Origin of the sequence: Segatella copri DSM 18205, assembly GCF_025151535.1 — a bacterium.
Lineage (GTDB): Bacteria > Bacteroidota > Bacteroidia > Bacteroidales > Bacteroidaceae > Prevotella > Prevotella copri.
The window spans coordinates 67,501-87,119 of the sequence record NZ_CP102288.1 but is presented as its reverse complement, the minus strand read 5'-3'; the positions used below and the strand labels follow the sequence as shown (position 1 = coordinate 87,119).

14 protein-coding genes and 1 tRNA gene are annotated in these 19,619 nt (G+C 47.7%); 1 reads left to right on the top strand and 14 read right to left on the bottom strand.

All coding sequences use genetic code 11. The annotated features are described in order from the left end of the window. Positions 1-13 precede the first annotated feature (13 nt). Positions 14-1,672, top strand: a complete 1,659-nt coding sequence (locus NQ544_RS00305) for a fumarate hydratase (protein WP_006847887.1) — start codon at positions 14-16, stop codon at positions 1,670-1,672. A gap of 158 nt (positions 1,673-1,830) precedes the next feature. On the opposite strand, the gene NQ544_RS00300 is transcribed toward NQ544_RS00305, so the two are convergent. From NQ544_RS00300 to NQ544_RS00235, 14 genes are all read right to left on the bottom strand, one after another. Next, entirely contained in the window at positions 1,831-3,495 is a 1,665-nt protein-coding gene (locus NQ544_RS00300) for an ABC transporter ATP-binding protein (RefSeq protein ID WP_006847889.1), read from the bottom strand. Further along, positions 3,492-3,758, bottom strand: a complete 267-nt coding sequence (locus NQ544_RS00295; protein WP_006847890.1) for a PqqD family protein — start codon at positions 3,756-3,758, stop codon at positions 3,492-3,494. The genes NQ544_RS00300 and NQ544_RS00295 overlap by 4 nt, the downstream gene beginning before the upstream one ends. A gap of 13 nt (positions 3,759-3,771) precedes the next feature. After that, positions 3,772-4,275, bottom strand: coding sequence for a S24/S26 family peptidase (locus NQ544_RS00290; RefSeq protein WP_006847891.1), 504 nt, complete (start codon positions 4,273-4,275; stop codon positions 3,772-3,774). Positions 4,276-4,314: 39 nt separating this feature from the next. Then, complete coding sequence (locus NQ544_RS00285) at positions 4,315-5,238, bottom strand: hypothetical protein (RefSeq protein WP_006847892.1); 924 nt, start codon at positions 5,236-5,238, stop codon at positions 4,315-4,317. A 250-nt stretch (positions 5,239-5,488) separates the two neighbouring features. Continuing rightward, positions 5,489-6,880 carry a phosphoglucosamine mutase gene (glmM, locus tag NQ544_RS00280; protein WP_006847894.1) on the bottom strand — a complete coding sequence of 464 codons (1,392 nt, stop codon included), beginning with the start codon at positions 6,878-6,880 and terminating at the stop codon, positions 5,489-5,491. A gap of 24 nt (positions 6,881-6,904) precedes the next feature. Next, the gene (bamK, locus tag NQ544_RS00275) at positions 6,905-7,603 is read right to left on the bottom strand and encodes a BamK family beta-barrel-assembly machinery protein (RefSeq protein WP_006847895.1); all 699 of its coding nucleotides are present in this window, start codon (positions 7,601-7,603) and stop codon (positions 6,905-6,907) included. A 163-nt stretch (positions 7,604-7,766) separates the two neighbouring features. Next, positions 7,767-8,801 (bottom strand): DHH family phosphoesterase, encoded by a 1,035-nt coding sequence (locus NQ544_RS00270; RefSeq protein WP_040553236.1) that lies wholly within the window; start codon positions 8,799-8,801, stop codon positions 7,767-7,769. A gap of 15 nt (positions 8,802-8,816) precedes the next feature. Beyond that, complete coding sequence (locus tag NQ544_RS00265) at positions 8,817-9,728, bottom strand: glycosyltransferase family protein (protein ID WP_006847897.1); 912 nt, start codon at positions 9,726-9,728, stop codon at positions 8,817-8,819. Positions 9,729-9,918: 190 nt separating this feature from the next. After that, positions 9,919-12,315, bottom strand: coding sequence for a translocation and assembly module lipoprotein TamL (gene tamL / locus NQ544_RS00260; protein WP_479691908.1), 2,397 nt, complete (start codon positions 12,313-12,315; stop codon positions 9,919-9,921). An 8-nt stretch (positions 12,316-12,323) separates the two neighbouring features. After that, complete coding sequence (locus NQ544_RS00255) at positions 12,324-17,084, bottom strand: translocation/assembly module TamB domain-containing protein (RefSeq protein ID WP_050758613.1); 4,761 nt, start codon at positions 17,082-17,084, stop codon at positions 12,324-12,326. 17 nt (positions 17,085-17,101) lie between these two features. Then, complete coding sequence (locus tag NQ544_RS00250) at positions 17,102-17,770, bottom strand: RluA family pseudouridine synthase (RefSeq protein WP_006847900.1); 669 nt, start codon at positions 17,768-17,770, stop codon at positions 17,102-17,104. Positions 17,771-17,798: 28 nt separating this feature from the next. Further along, positions 17,799-18,557, bottom strand: coding sequence for a 3-oxoacyl-[acyl-carrier-protein] reductase (fabG, locus tag NQ544_RS00245; RefSeq protein WP_006847901.1), 759 nt, complete (start codon positions 18,555-18,557; stop codon positions 17,799-17,801). Positions 18,558-18,609: 52 nt separating this feature from the next. Next, complete coding sequence (locus tag NQ544_RS00240) at positions 18,610-19,206, bottom strand: TetR/AcrR family transcriptional regulator (RefSeq protein WP_006847902.1); 597 nt, start codon at positions 19,204-19,206, stop codon at positions 18,610-18,612. Between the two features lie 158 nt (positions 19,207-19,364). Beyond that, positions 19,365-19,437: transfer RNA gene (locus NQ544_RS00235), tRNA-Met, on the bottom strand. Positions 19,438-19,619 lie beyond the last annotated feature (182 nt).

Genomic DNA, 19,619 nt, shown 5'->3' with positions numbered 1-19,619 from the left:
AACAAAAAACATTATGGCAAAAACTCCAGATTTTAAGTATGCTCCAATGTTTCAGATTGGAGAGGACAAGACAGAGTATCGCCTTATCTCTAAGGAAGGCGTAAGCACAGCAGAGTTCGAGGGTAAGACTATCCTCAAGGTTTCTAAGGAAGCTCTTACTTTGCTGGCACAGCAGGGTTTCCACGACGTAGAGTTCAAGCTCCGTCGTGAGCACAACCTCCAGGTGGCTAAGATTCTCAGCGACCCAGAGGCTTCAGAGAACGACAAGTACGTAGCTCTCCAGTTCCTCCGCAATGCAGAAACTGCCGTTAAGGGCATCCTCCCATTCTGCCAGGATACAGGTACTGCTATCATCCACGGTGAGAAGGGCCAGCGTGTATGGACCGATTTCGAGGACGAAGAGGCACTGAGTCTGGGTGTTTACAACACCTTTACACAGGACAACCTCCGCTATTCTCAGAACGCTCCTCTCAATATGTATGATGAGGTGAACACCCGTTGTAACCTGCCTGCCCAGATTGATATCGAGGCTACAGAGGGCGACGAGTACCGCTTCGTGATGGTTGCCAAGGGTGGTGGCTCTGCCAACAAGACCTACTTCTACCCAATGACCAAGGCTACTATCCAGAACGAGGGCACATTGCTCCCATTCCTCGTAGAGAAGATGAAGAGTCTGGGTACAGCAGCATGTCCTCCTTACCACATCGCCTTCGTTATCGGTGGTACTTCAGCAGAGAAGAACCTCCTTACCGTGAAGTTGGCTTCTATCAAGTACTACGACGAGTTGCCTACAACAGGTGATGAGACGGGCCGTGCTTTCCGTGACATCGACTTGGAGAATAAGCTTCTCAAAGAGGCTCACAAGATTGGCTTGGGTGCACAGTTCGGTGGTAAGTATCTTGCTCACGATATCCGTGTCATCCGTCTGCCTCGCCACGGTGCAAGCTGCCCTATCGGTATGGGTGTAAGCTGCTCTGCCGACCGTAACATCAAGGCTAAGATCAACAAGGACGGTATCTGGTTGGAGAAGATGGATGAGAATCCAACAGAGTTGATTCCTGAGGAGCTCCGTAACCCAGGTGAGGGTACCAAGGGTATCGAGATTGACCTTGACAAGGGTATCGACGCAGTTCGTGCTGAGTTGACCAAGTATCCTGTAAGCACCCGTGTTAACTTGAAGGGTACCATCATCGTGGCTCGTGACATCGCTCACGCTAAGCTCAAGGCTCGTCTGGATGCAGGCGAGGAGATGCCTGAGTACTTCAAGAACCACCCTATCCTCTATGCAGGACCAGCCAAGACTCCAGAGGGTTATCCATGTGGCTCTATGGGACCTACCACAGCCAACCGTATGGACCCATACGTAGATGAGTTCCAGGATCATGGCGCTAGCCTTGTAATGATTGCCAAGGGTAACCGTGGCGATGTTGTTACAGAGGCTTGCAAGAAGCATGGTGGTTTCTACCTCGGTACTATCGGTGGTGTAGCTGCCGTTCTCTCTAAGAGTTCTATCAAGAGCATTGAGTGCGTAGAGTACCCAGAGCTCGGTATGGAGGCTATCTGGAAGATTACCGTAGAGGACTTCCCTGCATTCATCCTCGTAGATGATAAGGGCAACGACTTCTTCAAGCAGTTGAAGCCTTGGACTCCTTGCAAGGAATGCCAGAAGTAAATGATACAGAAATCATGATATGCAAAAAGCTCAGGTCAGATAACCCTGAGCTTTCTTTTTATACTTACTATACTTACTACGGATAACGCTGTTCTGTTTCCGAAACAGAGGACATCCGTTTAAAGCCTTGTAAACCGGACTGCTATAAAAACACATCATCACAGCCGTATCTGCTCCTGGCATCTGTCTGCCACCTCCTTCCTATGCGTAACACAGATAATTGTCTTATCGGCATACGAAGCAAAGAGGCGGTCGAAAAGAAGCTTCTCGGTTTCGGCATCCAGCGATGAGCTGATTTCATCCAACAACAGAATGTTACCTTCGCGCAAAAGACTGCGGGCTATGGCGATGCGCTGTGCCTGACCGCCACTCAAACGGGTGGCATGCTCTCCTATCTTCGTATCCATACCAGCCGGCAAACTGAATACGAAATCGGCACAGGCTACATGAAGGGCTTCGGTAAGCTGCTCATCGGTAGCCACGGGATTGGCAAGAAGAAGATTATCGCGAATGGTTCCGCTCATCAGCGTATTACCCTGCTCTATATACACGATATGCGAACGCATGCCAGTTCCTTCTGTCTCTTTGCCCAGGGCATCATACAATACAATCCTTCCGCTATCGGGCTGGATGATACTCGACAAGAGACGCAGGATAGTGGTCTTGCCACAACCGGTTTCTCCTACTATCGCCACAGATGTGGCGGGACGGAAATCATAAGAGAAATGACTGACAACAACTTTCTTTCGCTCATCGGGATATGAATAACTCACATCCTGAAGACGGATGCCGCAAGCACGCTGCAAAGGTATAGAAGCATCTGCCTGCGACAGAGATTCCTCCTGTTCGGTATTTTCAATCTCTACCAACCGGTCTACACTCGCTGATGCATGAATCAGCTGGGGAATCATGCCCAAGAGCGACATGATAGGACTCTGTATCTGACCCACCAACTGCAGAAAGGCGGTCATCACACCAAAGGTTATCAACCCGTTCTTGAGTTGGATGGCGCCATAGACAAAGGCTCCGAAATAGCCGTAACTGAAGGTGAAAGCCAGGAGCAGACGGGATATCAACGTAAAACGGATACGACGGCGGACCAGATGATGCAAACGCTGCTGCATGCTGCCTACCCTACCGGAAACCGTGCTCTCTGCCTGCAAGGTCTTGATGGTGAGTTCATGTTCTACCGTCTCCTGAATCATCATTTGTATGCTGCTCTCCTCCTCGCGTATCGCCAGCGTCATCTTCTTGAGTCGGCTGCCGAGATACTTGGCACAGACTGCAACCACCGGTGTCAGTACCAGAAGGCTCCATGCCAGAATGGAATCGATAGAACGCATCAGGAAGAAGGCACCGAAGAGCTGCACCAGGGTGACTACGATTGTGGGCAGGATATCCGTAACTACCGAAGAGGCTGATGAGAGATCGCGCTCCAAACGCTGGCTGATGTCGCCGGAAAGCATATCAGAAGCAGGCTTTCCGGAACCAGCCTCAGCCTGATGCTTAACGGCATAGAGTTTCCTGCCCAGCACAAACCGGAAGAGGCGGCTACGCATATCATTCTGGAGGATAACCTCGGTGATGCCGGAAAGATAGAATACCAGCTGGCGAAGGGCTATCAGCAGGGCGATGACTGAAAAAAGCACGATGGTTTCGCGCAGCACATTGCCACGCCAGATCACCACATCGATGAACCGGCGACACAGCCAGACGAGCCACAAACCTAATGCTACCTGCAGAAGACCGGCGATGATGCGCAACAGCAAACGTCCCCGGACAGCAGACATCTGGCGAAAAAACCATAGTGCATACTTCCTCATACCAGTCCCTCTTTCTGCCACTGGGCAATAATCGCCTCGCAGTCTTTTTCTGCCTGAGCCATGACGACATCATACTCATCGCACAGAGCCTGAGCCAACGAAGCTGCCGTAAATTCGCCCTGTTTTTCAGCCGTCTTCCAGAGAAAGGCGGCAGTTTCATTGAGACTGATCAACTTGGTAAAGTCTACAGCCTGCATACCTTCGGCTGTTACCACATACTCACCGCAAATTTCGCGGAGCTTGAAATCTTTCTTGATCTTCATTGTATCTTGTTTTTTAGTTTTTATATGATAAACGGATATAGAGCTTGATTATTTTAAGCAAGACCCTACGCACAGGCCTCAACCTCTGCCATCTGTACCAGTTTCTGAGCGCTTTCTGCGAGATGAGACTCTTACGGCTGCCGTCGGGACAGATGACAGCATGCGCCTTCGCAATGACATCCTTGCGCAGGCAATGCTCCTTAAAACCGAGATTTCCATCACCCGTCAGCACGATACGGCAATCATCTGCAGAAAAGGATGCGGGGGAAGCTGCTCCTGCAACAGGCTCTATCCCGATGATGCGATGCACCACCGGATAGCCTTCTTCTACCCTCGCCATCACAATATCGCCCACCTTCAACTCGCCTTCTACCGGATAGAATTCTACGCAATCTCTATCACCTACGATAAAGGGAAGCATGCTGGTTCCTTTGACCGGAAACTTGACAGGACGACCTTCACGGATGAATTGCTCGAGCGCGGCTATTGCCTTATATTTTGAATCGGATGTATTCATCTTTCTATTGTACGATTGTTTTTTACCCGACGGTTGGTTTTACTGACTGATGGTCTGACTGCAAAGGAGAGCTGCATCGGCATCAGGCAGACAGTCGAGCTGATAAAGCCGGGTAGCCCCGATCAGCTTCTCTATCGTTTGATGCTGGCCATCTGCAATTTCCTTCTCCCATGCCTTGCCGGAGACAGAAGTCTTGATAGACACATAAGACTCTATGACGGTCTGTTTTCTGATTTTATTCTCTGGTGCCTGGCGCAATTGGACAATTGCCCCTATCGGATATTCCTCGTTCTTATAGCAAGGTGTCTTTCCGCTCCAAGGCGAGCCACTCACCATGGGCGTTCCTTCGTGCGATATATGTACCACCGGGTTATCATCATTGAGCAGTCGGGTGCCCTCGATATGTTTGAGCCACAGTCCGGAATGCGTACTCTTGCCCGTTCCGCTCTTGCCCAGGAAGAGATAAGCCTTTCCATCCTTTACTATGGTAGAAGAATGAAACAGGAGTGTATCTCCGGTTGCCGAACGCATGGCATAGAGCAGCATCAGCGAGGTGTCAACGGTTGCCTTGAGGGATCCGAAAGCCGACTTCTGGCTGAAGGTGCCAGCAGGAACCAGAAGACTGGAATGCTGATAATCATAACCTGTAACCAGTATCGATTTCATATCAGTCATTGCCATCAGGAACGCCTTCTGCTTCTCTCCCAGACTACCACTGATAATGAGCTGTCCCTCCTCATCCTGTCTGCATTCCTCCTTGAAACCGGCAGGTTTCCTCATCTCTTCCCCGCTTTCTGACAAGGTAAGCGTGAAGGAGGTTCGGGCAGCAGATGCAACCTGCTCTTCGCATTCAAACGCCTGATAAGCCTCCAGTAAAACTGCCATCATATCCTGAGAGGAATCAGGATAAGAAAGGCTGAACCCGACATGGGCTACCTGATAATGCTTTATAATAGATTCCATTATTCTGTAATTTCATTTATGCTCCCTATAAGGAACGGTTCAAGTTTTTCATTACTGCAACAAAGGCTCAGAGGCCTCATTGTCTGCAATTTCGCAACAAAAATACGATTTTTATCTGAGAAAGCCAAATCTTTCTCTATCTTTCTTCAAATTACTGAAGTTTTGCAGATGGAAATCGGCGCACAAAAAAAGAGATGAAGCAAAATCTACGTTGCTTCATCTCTTTTTATATGATCTCATATTCAGTATCTTACTGCATATCGTAAACCACCTGCATGAGTTTCTTGCCCAGTTCATCAGCCTGCTCCATGGTAGAGGCCTCGCTATATACGCGGATGATAGGCTCGGTATTACTCTTGCGGAGGTGAACCCACTTGTCAGGGAAATCGAGCTTGACGCCATCGATATCTGTTACGGTGACATCCTTCTCCTTACCATACATCTCCTTAACCTTCACGAGGATAGCATCTACATCGGTAGATAGAGTCAGGTCGATGCGGTTCTTGGCGATGAAATAGTTAGGGAAGCTGGCACGGAGCTCGCTCACCTTGCAGCCCTTGTGAGCCAGACTGCTCAGGAAGAGGGCGATACCAACGAGGGCATCACGACCGTAATGGCTCTCTGGATAGATAACTCCACCATTGCCTTCACCACCGATAACAGCGTGAACATCCTTCATCTTGGTAGTTACATTCACCTCGCCTACAGCAGCTGCGGTGTACTTGCCACCATGCTTCTCTGTAACATCACGGAGGGCACGGGTAGATGAAAGGTTGCTGACGGTATTGCCTGGAGTCTTGCTCAACACGTAATCTGCCACACTTACCAAGGTATACTCTTCGCCAAACATCTTGCCATCTTCGCAGATGAAAGCCAGACGGTCAACATCAGGGTCTACAACGATACCCATATCGTAGCCACCCTTCTTCAACTCATCCATGATACCACCGAGGTTCTTCTCCAATGGCTCCGGATTATGAGCGAAGTCGCCTGTAGGCTCACCATTGAGGAAAGTATATGCTACACCGAGCGCATCCAGCAACTCTGGAAGTATAACGCCACCAACTGAGTTGATGGAATCTACACAAACCTTGAAGTGGGCATTCTTGATTGCTTCTACATCTACGAGCTTCAAAGCAAGTACGGAGTCGATATGGCGCTTGTTGAAGGTATTGTCTTCAGTATATTTTCCGAGATGATCCACATCCGCATAGTCGAAGTCTTCCTTCTCTGCGATACCCAGCACCTCGTTACCATTAGCTGCTGTGAGGAACTCACCCTTCTCGTTGAGGAGCTTGAGGGCATTCCACTGGCGTGGGTTGTGAGAAGCTGTGATGATGATACCGCCGGCGGCACCACTCATGGTAACAGCAAGTTCAGTGGTAGGAGTAGTAGCCAGACCGATGTTCAGCACATCGTAGCCCATACCCATGAGGGTTCCACAAACCACATTCTTTACCATCTCGCCAGAGATGCGCGCATCACGGCCTACAACGATGGTATTACTCTCAGAAGCACCGCTACGGCGAATGAAGGTAGCGTATGCTGAAGTGAACTTTACGATATCGAGCGGATTCAAAGTATCGCCCGCTGGACCGCCGATAGTACCGCGGATACCAGAAATTGACTTAATCAGTGTCATAAATATATCTTTCTCTTTTAATGTTTATCTTCCTTTCTGCAGAGTCATGTCGTAGACACATGCCTGCACACTGCCCGATGCCGATGTGGTACCGTAAGAGTGAGGTACGAGCAGGCGGACATGAGCGATGCGTTCATCATCAGTCTTCGGTCTGCCAATCTTAATCCAGGTGAATGGTATGAGCCAACCGCTAGGCACGGTAGAACTTACACTGCCATAATTGGATGAATTATATGTATTGGCCATCAGACTGGCTTTAGGATCAACGAAAGTACCGGTGAAAGTACCGGAAGTATTGGTAACTCTCATCTTATCTATATAATAGGAATAAGCAGGAACTTTGTTTGAAAGCGTGAGACACTTATCACTCATTTCTGCAGCATACGAAAGGTTATACTCATCAAAGCGGACCAATACATCTACCGATGTACCTTTCTTGATATAGTCGCCACATCCCTGGTCAATCACCTGCATGTAGATACCGTTACTGTTGAAAAGTACCCATTCGTTGTTGTTCTTTGCTGTATCTGTCAGTTTTTCATTATTTTTCCAACGTCTGTTGAACTCATCCTCGGAGATGACCTTAATATTTTCCTTACGCAAGAAAGAGCTGATAGAATCGAGCTCTCTGTCGCGCATGTCCTTATAAGTCTCACTATCATTGCATGCGGCAAACGATAAAACAGCCGCGAAAGCAATCATTGCAAACAAAAATTTCTTCATTCTTCTTTTTAAAATCTGATTTATTGGGCAAAGGTACAAAAAAGATAAGACAACACCGAGAGGAATAGGTTGATTTTATTATTATTTATCACTTATTATCATCCTATTGCCTCAAAACGGGGTTGTTTTCTGCCTTTTTCGTCATTTCTCAGGAAAAAATCGGCTACTTCAGCATATCGGCGTATGCCAGGATAGCCTTCAGTGCTATCTGCTCCGCCTCCTGTATGCTGCAATGCAATTTGCCGCCAGAAGCATTGCGATGACCGCCACCATTGAAGAACTCGGCTGCCATCTTATTGCATGGGAAATCGTCTACCGAACGGAGACTTACCAATATGCGATTGTCTATATCTGTATCTTCACGAAGAGAAATGGAGAGTTTGTGACCCTTGATGGTAAGAGGTACGTTCACCAGTCCTTCCAGGTCGCCCTTGATAAAGTCATACTTCTTCAACTCTTTACGGGTCACGGTATAGAAACTGGCATGAAGTCCCTCTACTACCTGCAACTTTTCATTCATCAGATAGCCACGGAACCGGACTGCCGGAATGCGGGCATTATTGAAGACATTGCGGTAAATCTTATCCTTGTCGATGTTCTTGGTAAGCAGCAAGCAGATGATGTAATAGATATAAGGCTGGGTAGAATTATAGGTGAAACCGCCCGTATCGGTCATCATGCCGCAATAGATGCAGGTAGCCCAGGTCTGATCCATCTGTGGGAAACCTCCCAACTGCCAGACAACACGGAATATCAGGTCGCTGGCACTGCTGGCATGTGGCTGCGAAACCAGCAGCTTAGCCTCAAGATTAGGAGCCAGATGGTGGTCGATGATGACACGCTGAGTCTTGCAACCCAACAATACATGGTCCATCTCATCAAGACGTCCCTCACTGCTAAAGTCAACACAGCATACCAGGTCGGCTTCATCGAAAGCTCGCTGCACCAGTTCAGGCTGTCTGTCATATCGCAGGATACCTGCAGCTCCAGGCAACCAGGAAATAGAATCCGGTATCATATCCGGCACACAAATGTCAACTTTCTTGCCCAAAGAGCGAAGATAACCAGCCCATCCCAAAGAAGAGCCGATGGCATCACCGTCTGGCGACTTATGTGCACAGACGACAATACGATGAGAAGCCGCTATCGTCTCTCGGAGAATAGCGGCTTCCTGATCTGTCAATATATTAATGTTTATATCCATCACATTAAATTAGAAGAGCTTGTTTGGATAAACACCCTCATCGATAAGATACTGGATCTTATCAACAACACTCTGGCGGTCGGCTGCATAAGTTACACCAAACCACTTGCTGGTAGTATCGAGCACCTTAACAGTAGCTGTACCCTCATTGATGAGCTTGTTGACCATCAATGGGATGAAGAACTCAGCCTTCTTGTTTTCCATATTCTTAGGATCACTCAAGAACTCCTTGAAGTACTCCTCACTATGCTGGAAGTAATCAGGTGTGAAGCCCCAAACGTTCATGGAAACAGGAGTATTGTCGCCTACAGCAACCCACTCGCCCTGCTCGTCCTTGTAAGATACCTTACCGTCGATACGCATGATCTCGGTACGCTCTACACAGGTTGTCAAGTTCTCATCAGCATCCTTAGAGCAGATGCCGCGAGCTACGGTACCATTCTCACTCAAGGTATTACCTACACGGAAACCTACCATGGCGTAACGGTTCTTGCTGCCCTCTGGAAGTTCAGAGAGGAACTTGCCGATTACCATGAAGCAATCGCGGTTGTAGAAGTCATCGCAGTTGATTACGCAGAAAGGTTCCTTGATGATATCCTTTGCCATCAGGACAGCATGGTTTGTACCCCATGGTTTCTCACGACCTTCTGGAACTGAGAATCCCTCTGGGAGAGCATCCAATGCCTGGAAGCAAAGTTCTGCAGGAATATGGCCCTCATACTTTGAAAGAATCTTCTCACGGAACTGATCTTCGAAGTCCTTGCGGATAACGAATACGATCTTTCCGAAACCAGCCTGAATAGCATCATAGATGCTGTAGTCCATGATAGTCTCACCATTAGGACCCAGACCATCAAGCTGTTTCAAACCACCATAACGGCTACCCATACCGGCAGCCAGAAGCAATAACGTAGGTTTCATTTTGTCTATACTTTTATTTATTAATAGTTGATATAGTTATTTAAAAAATAACGATGCAAAAGTAACAAAAAAAATGCAGTTAACCGCAAGTTTTCCTACTTTTTTTTTGATTAATATCAATTTTTGTTCTTTTATGCACTATCTGTAACACATATCAGACTTATTTCCGGACACATCTCCCAGTCTAAACCTAGAAAGGATAACCCACAGCGAAATGCAGACTCTGGGCATCCTTGAACCGTCGGATGTTATAGATGCCATTCTTGCCGGTATCGTAAGGAACGTGCAGACCGATACCCCAGTCGACACGTATCACAAACATACCCATGTCATAACGCACACCGACACCGGTGCCTACCGCCAACTGCCGGAAAAACTTGTCTACATCAAACTTGCCGAGCGGACTGTACTCATGGTTGCGTAAGGTCCACACATTACCTGCATCCAGGAAAAGAGCTCCATAGAGATCGCCCCATACCTTCTGACGGTATTCCAGATTCATCAGATACTTGATGTCGCCCGTCTGGTCGATATACGAATACTTGCTGTTGGTAGGCTGGTATCTGCCCGGTCCGATACTCCGCACATTAAAGGCTCGCACACTGTTGGCACCACCGATATAGAACTGCTCATAATAAGGAGCATTCTCGGCATTGCCATAACTCCAGATAATGCCGGCATTGACATGTCCCACCAGCGTACCATCCTGGGTGATACGCCAATATTTCACGAAATCAGTCTCCAGTTTCAGAAACTGAGCAAACGGATTCTTGAACATCTTCTTGTCTTTCTCATTCCATCCCTTTCCGGCCGCCATGTAACCGAGCGAAAGGATATTGGCTGCCTCGCTGATGGTGGTTGACCAGGTGATAGGATGGCGGTAACGGCGCGGACTGCGATAAGTATAGGTGTAACTCATCTTAGGCACAAACTGGTCGCGCATCGATATCTGAAGATAAGGATGCAGGGCGAGGATGCTATCGAATGCGGCAGTGCGGCTGTTCATAAACTCATAAGAGAGAATCAGCGGACTGAAAGAATGCTGATGCTGGTAAGAGGTAGACCACGCATAGGTTAACTCGCCCGCTGCCACATGACGTCGGAAATAGCTGGCTCTGTTCAGCACATTCATCGAAGCCTTGATGGTAGTAGTTGGCACACCCCGATATTTGGTAGGCATATGCCCGGCACGGTATCTGCGCTCATTCTGCTCCATCGTTCTGAACATATTCCAAGGCGTGATGATGCGAGGGAACTCTACGGAAACATCCGATCCGTATTCATAGGAATTGATGCGGGTAGAACCTCCACCAGCCTGACTGATGGTTTGCCACTCATGCGAACCATGCAGGTTGACAGTAAGTTTCTCGCCTCCATGAAAAGCATTGCGCTTGGTAAGACCCACTACCAACTCCGGTCCTACTCTACCGGTCGTTTTACCGCGGGCATTTGCCTCGACATAGAAATCGTATGGCTTGTCGAATACCAGATCGATATTGGCATCCAAGGTATCACGATATACTACATTGCCCAGACTATCTAAGGTCTGCACCGAACGGGGAGTGAACTGGATGCTGGAATAGCTGAAGAGTCCCATCTCCTGGAGTCCGGTCTTGGCACGTTCCTCGGTACGTACCCGATACAGTTCACGGGGACGCAGGCGCAGACTCTGCAAAACGATGCCCGGACGTATCGGCATCTTTCTTCCATTATAATGGAAACTCAGATAGCTGCGCATAAAGGAATCCTTCAACTCCTCCATATACTGCTTTCTGAAATTAACATGAATCTTTCCGATATACCACTGTCGGGTAGCCCTATCGTCCACGCTGTCTGCCATCATCAGCCGCAACTGCACCTTGCCGGGCACATTCACGGTATCGGCAAGATAAGAAGCATAACTATTCTGATAGAAATAATAGCCCCTGTTGCGGAACAGACGGGTGATACGCTGACGTTCCGATTCCATGTTGGAGACATTGAAAGGACTCCCCTTCCGTATGAGCGCCTTGTTCATGGAAGCATCTATAAACTGCTTGCTCTTGGCTGGGAAGTTGAGATAAGCCATAGAATCAAGCGTCCAGAGATGACCGAAGTCTACCTGATAGGCAACCTTCGCCTTCTTCGGATTGCTCTGTGTCAGCACATCATAAGTCACCTTACCGTTAAAATACCCATATTTATCGAGCTGATGCTCGGCTACCTGGGCACGGAGCTGCGGATTCACATTCGCCATCAGCTTAGGTTTGGAACCGAATACCTTGGTTATCCACTTAGCCAGTGCTCCATCCGACTGAGAGAAAGCATTCCATATCCACAGGCGCACAGGGAACGGCGTGCGGTAATAGCTGCTCCCGAACAAGGCACCGTTCGGAGCCGAAGCCAGGGCATACTCCATCTCGGTGATGGTAGAATCAGCATAAGCTCCCTTCTCGTAGTTCTTATACTCGATAGGTACCAGACCCGTAAACAGCTGCTCGTCTTCTTTCAGTGCACTGGTTGAAGAGCAACCCGTTATGAGCTGCCCCGACAACATCAGCAATGCTGCCACATATATAATAAGGTATAACCTGTTCTGCTGTTTCATATCGCTCATTACTTTTCGTTAAGTTTCAATGGGTCAAAGTCCTTTGTTCTGGATTTCTCCATCGTATCCTTCTTTTCGTTCGTACTCTTCTTCACCGCAGGATTCTTCTCCATTGGGGCTGCAGGAATCTGCTGCTTATCGGTCTTGAAACGGAAGATGTCCTTGAAATGCTGCAACTTTCTCTGCCATTTGAAACCGACACCATACTCACCTATCAAACCTTCGAGCCAATCGTAGGTATTGTTGTTGTAGAAGGCACGGATATATTGGCTCGCACCTTCGTTGAGCCGGTACTGCAATTCGATATTGTTGAAGAATACATCATCATTGTTGGCTGCATTCTCCATTTCTGCACCGGTAGAAACCTTGCCGCCCACACTGAAACTCAAGCGGTTGTTGAAGAACCGTTTGGCAAACTTAAAGTTGTAATCGGTGTGCATGCCACCTGCTGCATTGGTGGAGTTATCTACCGACATACCGACATCCACACCCACAGAACGCATCGCTGAACCTGCAATATTATTGATCTCTGAGTTGAGGAATGAGGTCAAGGCACTGTTCATGGAGAACGAATTGGTATTTCCGTTGGCAAGATACATGCCTGAAGCCAGCATCGTAATGGCTATCTTACCCCGCTCTTCAATACTCATCGTGTTCAGTTCATCCTGCAAGGTGGCATCGTTTGGTGAGGAAACGATAAACTGGATGCCTGGCTTATTCAATGTCTGCGAGAGTTTTACGCCACAAATGAAATCCACCGAGCGGCCGGTTCCCTGTCCCTCGTTTACCGTTGTCCTGACATTCTCTGTTGCCGTGATGTTCAGGGTCGGGTTGAACGGATCGCCGTTAAACTCTATGTAGCTGCCGTCCTGGATATCAAACGTCTTGAGCGGAATGATAGGCAGCGAATATTTCATCTTGCCATTGTTCAGGGTATACTTGCCCGTGATGCCGATGCCATCAACCGAATTGTAAGTCATCGTCAGATCACCACCGCCCATCAGGTCGATGTAGTTGGTCTGGTCGGCATTCAAAGCACAGAGGATATGAGCCGACTCGTCTATCGACATGCCCAACATCATGTTCAATCCTTCCAGTGCCGGACGCTCGACAACGACAGGCTTGCCACTCTTGAAATTCGTAAACTTCACCAGCTCATCGAGCTGCGTATCAGTAGTCAGTTCCGATTCTTTCAGCACATACGTCATATCCGTATTGCCGAGGACATCCAGCTTACCCTGCATCTTCAGATTGCTTACCGGTCCGCGCATCGCTCCAAAGAAGTTGACATACGCCTTGCCGAAAGCCTCGGAACGGGCATTCTCCTTGGCATCAATCAGCAGGAAGTTCTGTGCTCTCATCCGGATATCGAGCATCATTTTCTCTATATTCGTAAAGTCGAGACTGCCCTGGATATTGAGCGGACTCTCATTGTTGGCATACATCATGAAGTTTTCGAAGAGCAACTTGCTGTCTATGATACGGACAGGATCGTTGGCAAAACGCATCGTGATGCCATACGGCACACTGACGAGATAAGCCGAATCCAGATATACTTCGCCCTCTACATCCAACTGGCTCAAGGCTCCCTTCAAACTCAGTTTTCCTTCGCCATATCCCTTCAGCCCCATAATCTGGTCAGGAACAAAACCGTTGACAAAATGCAGAGGCAACTTCTCCATACCCACTTCGGCATCGAGATAACCGTTTCCTTCCGACTTGTAAGTACCCTTTACGGTAGCTACTTCTTCGCCATCATAATTGAGGAAACCATCTACATAATGAGAACCGTCGCTCTTTGGCATGTAAACGAATTCAGTACCGACATCTCCCATCGGACACTTTTCGTAAACCATATTGTCGATGTTCAGATTAGAAGAAACCGAGAGTTCATCCTTGGTCTGGATAATATGGAAGTCGCCGTCAAGAATACCCGAGATGTCAGGCATATAAGGAATCACGCTGAGCACTTTATCCAGATTAAACTGGCTCATGCTCACCGTAAGATCCTGCAGCGCTTCTTCGTTTTCATCATTGCTGTATATGCGGATACCCATGCCATTGGCTGCCTTCAGAATCAGATTGGCTGAAACACGGTCGTCATTGCCCAACATCAGATAGTTGTCATCGTTGGCAGTAAACTTCTTGTACCCCAGGACAGGATGGGTATCGATGAGCGAAATCTTCACGCCGTTTTCCAGCAACAGCGCCTCCAGACCCACATCTACACCCAATCTGTTTTTGGCATCATAGATGCGGGCATCGATATTGGAACCCTTCTCCTGCAGTTCGCCCTCTACCTGTGCACGGAACACATACTGAGGATTATGCTTGTTGTTCTGAACACGTGCTGCATAGCGGATGGTATCGCCCTCAGTCTTCACCAAGGCACGGATCGTATCCAACTGCATGCCACTCGCTACCAGTGAATCGATGTTGAGATAACCATTGACACCTGTTACAGGCGACATGGTCATCTTCATATCCACCGCCTTGAAATCATAACCGCAGTAAGCGATGAAACGGGAAATGAAATTGTCCTTTCCTGTGGTAAGATAAACATGACCGAAAGGGAACTGACTGCGAATCTTCACCTGGTCGATATGATGGTTCCTAAGCTGATGAGCCAATTCTTTCTGCAATCCGGAAAAACGGCTCACCAACTGCTTATAGCCTCCGTGTACATCCATGTTGAGATGGAAGTCGCCGCAATCGATGACTGCGTGCGTGGTATCTCTGCGGGTAAAGACATCAGCGTCAACATCCACCGGACGGTAATTCTTTTCTGCCGTACGAACCGTAATATCACTCATCGAAGCCATGATGTCGTGACTGTCCTTCAGGTCGGACCTGATATCCATGTGACCGCAGAGCGACAGGCGCATCGGTGCCTTCGTTACCTCTAACGAATAAAGATTCACATCGCGGACATCTGCCACCAGGGTAGCCTCCAGTTTCTTGGAATTCGTAAGTGCATCAAGGCTGACGAGTCCCGTAAGATACTGGTTCTTGCTGTCGATATCGGCATGCACCTTACCATTAGCAACGTGAGCCACTGCCAATACATGATCCAGTTTGTATTTGCCATACTGAATCCGGTTTACCTGTGCCTTAGCCTGCAATCGGGTACGAGGAGAGAGGACATCAGTTCCCACACCCTTCGCCTCCAATGAGCCGGTGAAAGAATGCAAATCCTGTTTTGGCAGGAAATGCTTTGCCAGGATGTTGTGCGCCTGAATCTTAGCCTGATAAGCCAGACGGTTCATATCGATACTGCCGTCTTTCCGGGTCTTCACATCTATCTTGGCATCTACCCTCATCCTGCCACGACCTTCGGTAATGGCGAGTCGGGTAGCATATCTGGAGCCGTCTGCCTGAATGTTACCACGGATTCCGATACCGCTAGGCACACGTATCTCCTGCATCAGAGAAGGGTCAAGCATGGCGGTAATGAAATCCAGATGATAGGTACGGGCGTTCAGATCTACATTTGCCTTCAGACGGTTCATATCCGTCAGGTTACCCAATTTTCCATCAGCACTCAGTTCGAAGGCTGTAGGCAGCGACAGTTTCAAGCCCGAGAAAGATGCCTGCTGCATATTTCCCTTGAACGAACCTTCTATCTTCATCGGATAGAATGGCCATTTCTTCTTCATGGCGCTTGGGAAGGCATCGCCTGCAAAGAGGAACAGGTCTGAACGGCCCAAAGCTCCCTTCAGCTGTGCCATCAACTTGCCAGGTTTCACCTCATCAAAGGCATTCATATCCATATCCACCGTTGCCTGCAACTGGGAGTATGGGGTACGGAGACAGATATCAGGCAACTGCAGTTTCACGGAATCCATCACAAATCTGCCATAGAGCTGGTCTACCTGCAAACCGCTTTTCTCCTTAAACTGAGCTTCACGAATCTTGACATCTATCTTCGAATCGCAATAATAGAAAGAGTCTGCCTTTAAAGTCAGGGCCGCCAGGGCGATATGGTTAAAGTCCATGCCCGATACCGGACGGATATAGTTCTGGTCATAGTTCACCTTGCCCTTCTTCCAGTCAAGATGACCTATCTGATAAAGTCCTTTATAAAGGTCGAGATAGGTAGTCTGCGCCACCGCATCTCCAAAATAAGCATTCACCTGGAGGGTATCTCCAGGCATGTGTAATACGAAATCAGTGTTCTTCAGTTTCAGTTTTTCGATATTCACCTTCCAGAAATTGGTACTAGGCGTAGTATCCGGCGGCACAGTATCGCTCAGTTCTACCGAGAGTCGGGCATCAGCCAACAGGGCATGATTCACCCTCACCTTCTCCTTTCCGAGGTCAATGCCATGAGCCTTCAGGCGCAGATTACCTACATTGCCCTTGATTCTGGCTTCGTGAATAAAATTAGTGGTATTCACCTTCATCTGGGTGAAATTGAGTTCATCCACCATGACTTGACTTTCGAAAAGAGGCAACAACTGTACGTCTACCACTATCTTCTGGATGTCGGCAACGGTATCTCTCTTATTTCTTAAAGCCAAGTTTGGGGAATTCTTGAGTGAGTCGATTGGCTGAAGTACCTTTACGCCTTCCACTCCCAGTTTCAGAGGGAAGACGAGGCGTACTTGCTTTACCGAAATATCCATACCCGTCGACTCTGAGGCATAAGCAGCCACTTGCTTTACCGCCCAATTCTGAACAGGTGGCAGATAAAGCAGAATGGATAACAACAAGATGAGCACCAATGGAGTCAACACCGTGATTCCTGCCCATTTCGCATACCTCTTCATAAGCATGGATTTTTGAGTTAGTGTGCAATAGCCCGCCAAAGATTATCATCCGGCAGCGGAGCCTCTGCTACTATTGTTTCTTTAGACACAGGATGAACAAATTCTACTCTGTGTGAAAGGAGAGAAATACTGCCATCTGCATTGCTACGTGGAGAACCGTATTTCAGATCTCCCTTGATAGGACATCCCATCTTGGCAAGCTGGCATCTTATCTGATGATGACGACCCGTCATCAAGTTCACCTCCAGAAGTGTATAATGGTCTGTATGACCTATCACCTTATACTTCAATATCGCTTTCTTCGAGTTCTTCACCTCATGGTCGTAAGCATAGCTCTTATTCTGCTTTTCATTTCTTACAATCCAATGGGTGAGCGTAGCCTCAGGTTCCTTTGGCATGTTCTTCACGATTGCCCAATAGGTTTTGTGAACTTCGCCATCCCGGAACATATTGTTCAGACGGCTCAATGCCTTAGAAGTCTTGGCAAATACGACCAAACCCGAAACAGGACGGTCAAGGCGATGCACCACCCCGAGGAATACATTTCCCGGCTTGTGATACTTCTCCTTGATGTACTGTTTCACAGTCTCCGAGAGAGGTTCGTCGCCGGTCTTGTCGCCCTGTACGATTTCGCCACTTCTCTTAGAGACTATGATTATATGGTTGTCTTCGTAAACTACCTGCATGTTTTATCAACAAAACGTTGCCGAGAGATTACATGTTCATACCACCGTCGATCTGAATAACCTGACCGCTTACATAGCTAGACAAGTCGGAAGCGAGGAAGAGACAAACATTTGCGATATCCTCAGTCTGACCACCACGACGCAATGGAATCTTCTGCATCCAATCCTTGCGGATTTCCTCAGGCAACTGTGCAGTCATTGCAGTCTCGATGAAACCAGGAGCTACCGCATTAGCGCGTACGCCCTTAGGACCCAACTCCTGAGCGATAGACTTAGCCAAAGCAATCATACCAGCCTTAGAAGCTGCATAGTTGCACTGACCTGCATTACCATGAACACCTACTACAGAAGCCATGTTGATGATAGAACCACCACGCTGACGAAGCATGATTGGAGAGCAAGCATGAATGAAGTTGAAGGCTGACTTCAAGTTTACATTCAGAACAGCATCCCACTGAGCCTCGCTCATACGGAGCATCAAACCGTCCTTGGTGATACCTGCATTGTTAACCAGGATATCGATAGAACCGAAGTCCTCATGAATCTGCTTAACTGTCTTCTGTGTCTCCTCGAAATCTGCTGCATTACCAGCATAAGCACGACAGGTTACACCAAGAGCCTCAATCTCCTTACGAGTAGCTTCCAAACCGGCAGCCATATCGTCGTTGAGTACGAGGTCTGTAAATGCGATGTTAGCGCCTTCAGAGGCGAACTTCATAGCGACAGCCTTACCGATGCCGCGAGCAGCACCTGTTACAAGGGCTGTTTTACCACTTAATAATCCCATTTCTTTCTTATTTAATTAATTATCAATTAGTTACGTTTTTTCTATCTTTTATCTAGAGTTTCAAGCCCGACTTTCCCAAGGCACCATAAACCACCTTGGCAACCAGAGGTTTGCTCGACTCCACATTCATGCCATGGCCCAAACGTCCATAGATAAATGGAACCTCGAGACCTTTGATACAATAGTGAGTAATATCGGCCACCAGATCGATGTTATCAATATCAAACTCACCGTCTTCTCTTCCTTCGGCATAAATCCTTCTGAGAATCTCTATTTCGTCTTCATCGAAGTTTTTTCTCGCCTTCTCAACCATCCAGATGTTACGGAAGAACTCAGCACGGAGGTTACCGTTTCTTACAACCGTTTCCTTGATCATACTGAGGTGAGTATAGATAAGCTCGATGATTTTATCCTGTGGACGCATCTTGCAATTAGCAACCTCGTCCAACTTGTCCGAAAGACGCTCCAACTCTGATTCTATCACCGCGTAATAGACATCCTCCTTCCTACTGAAATAAGTATAAAGCGTACGTCTTCCCTTACCAGAAGCTACAGCAATATCATTCATTGTAGTATTTGCTATACCATTCTTGGCAAAGAGTTGTCGTGCGACATCTACCAGTTTTTGTCTTGTTTTGGATACTGACATATTGAAGCCCTTCCTTTTTTATTAATTGCACATAAAATATTATTGTGCAAAAGTAGCACTTTAATTCGAATTAAACAAATATTTAATGTTAAATTAATAAATTAGGGCACAAAAAAATCGGATAAGATGTTGTTGACCAACTTCTTACCCGATCATTGTTGCGGCGGCAGGACTCGAACATGCGACCTCCAGGTTATGAGCCTGGCGAGCTACCAACTGCTCCACACCGCGATATAATCAACTCATTTCTGAATTGCGAGTGCAAAGGTACGACTTTTTTCCGACCCTACCAAACATTTTGTCAGAAATCTGCATATATTTAACAGTTATTAAACAGAATAGCAACAAAACGTACATAAAAGAGGCGAAAACGAGTAAAAAGCAAGCCCGATTGCTCTTTTTCAGAACAATCG

Coding starts and splice junctions, on each gene's coding strand:
- NQ544_RS00305 (WP_006847887.1), top strand. CDS start 14: ATGGCAAAAACTCCAGATTTTAAGTATGCTCCAATGTTTCAGATTGGA.
- NQ544_RS00300 (WP_006847889.1), bottom strand. CDS start 3,495: ATGAGGAAGTATGCACTATGGTTTTTTCGCCAGATGTCTGCTGTCCGG.
- NQ544_RS00295 (WP_006847890.1), bottom strand. CDS start 3,758: ATGAAGATCAAGAAAGATTTCAAGCTCCGCGAAATTTGCGGTGAGTAT.
- NQ544_RS00290 (WP_006847891.1), bottom strand. CDS start 4,275: ATGAATACATCCGATTCAAAATATAAGGCAATAGCCGCGCTCGAGCAA.
- NQ544_RS00285 (WP_006847892.1), bottom strand. CDS start 5,238: ATGGAATCTATTATAAAGCATTATCAGGTAGCCCATGTCGGGTTCAGC.
- glmM (WP_006847894.1), bottom strand. CDS start 6,880: ATGACACTGATTAAGTCAATTTCTGGTATCCGCGGTACTATCGGCGGT.
- bamK (WP_006847895.1), bottom strand. CDS start 7,603: ATGAAGAAATTTTTGTTTGCAATGATTGCTTTCGCGGCTGTTTTATCG.
- NQ544_RS00265 (WP_006847897.1), bottom strand. CDS start 9,728: ATGAAACCTACGTTATTGCTTCTGGCTGCCGGTATGGGTAGCCGTTAT.
- tamL (WP_479691908.1), bottom strand. CDS start 12,315: ATGAAACAGCAGAACAGGTTATACCTTATTATATATGTGGCAGCATTG.
- NQ544_RS00255 (WP_050758613.1), bottom strand. CDS start 17,084: ATGAAGAGGTATGCGAAATGGGCAGGAATCACGGTGTTGACTCCATTG.
- NQ544_RS00250 (WP_006847900.1), bottom strand. CDS start 17,770: ATGCAGGTAGTTTACGAAGACAACCATATAATCATAGTCTCTAAGAGA.
- fabG (WP_006847901.1), bottom strand. CDS start 18,557: ATGGGATTATTAAGTGGTAAAACAGCCCTTGTAACAGGTGCTGCTCGC.
- NQ544_RS00240 (WP_006847902.1), bottom strand. CDS start 19,206: ATGTCAGTATCCAAAACAAGACAAAAACTGGTAGATGTCGCACGACAA.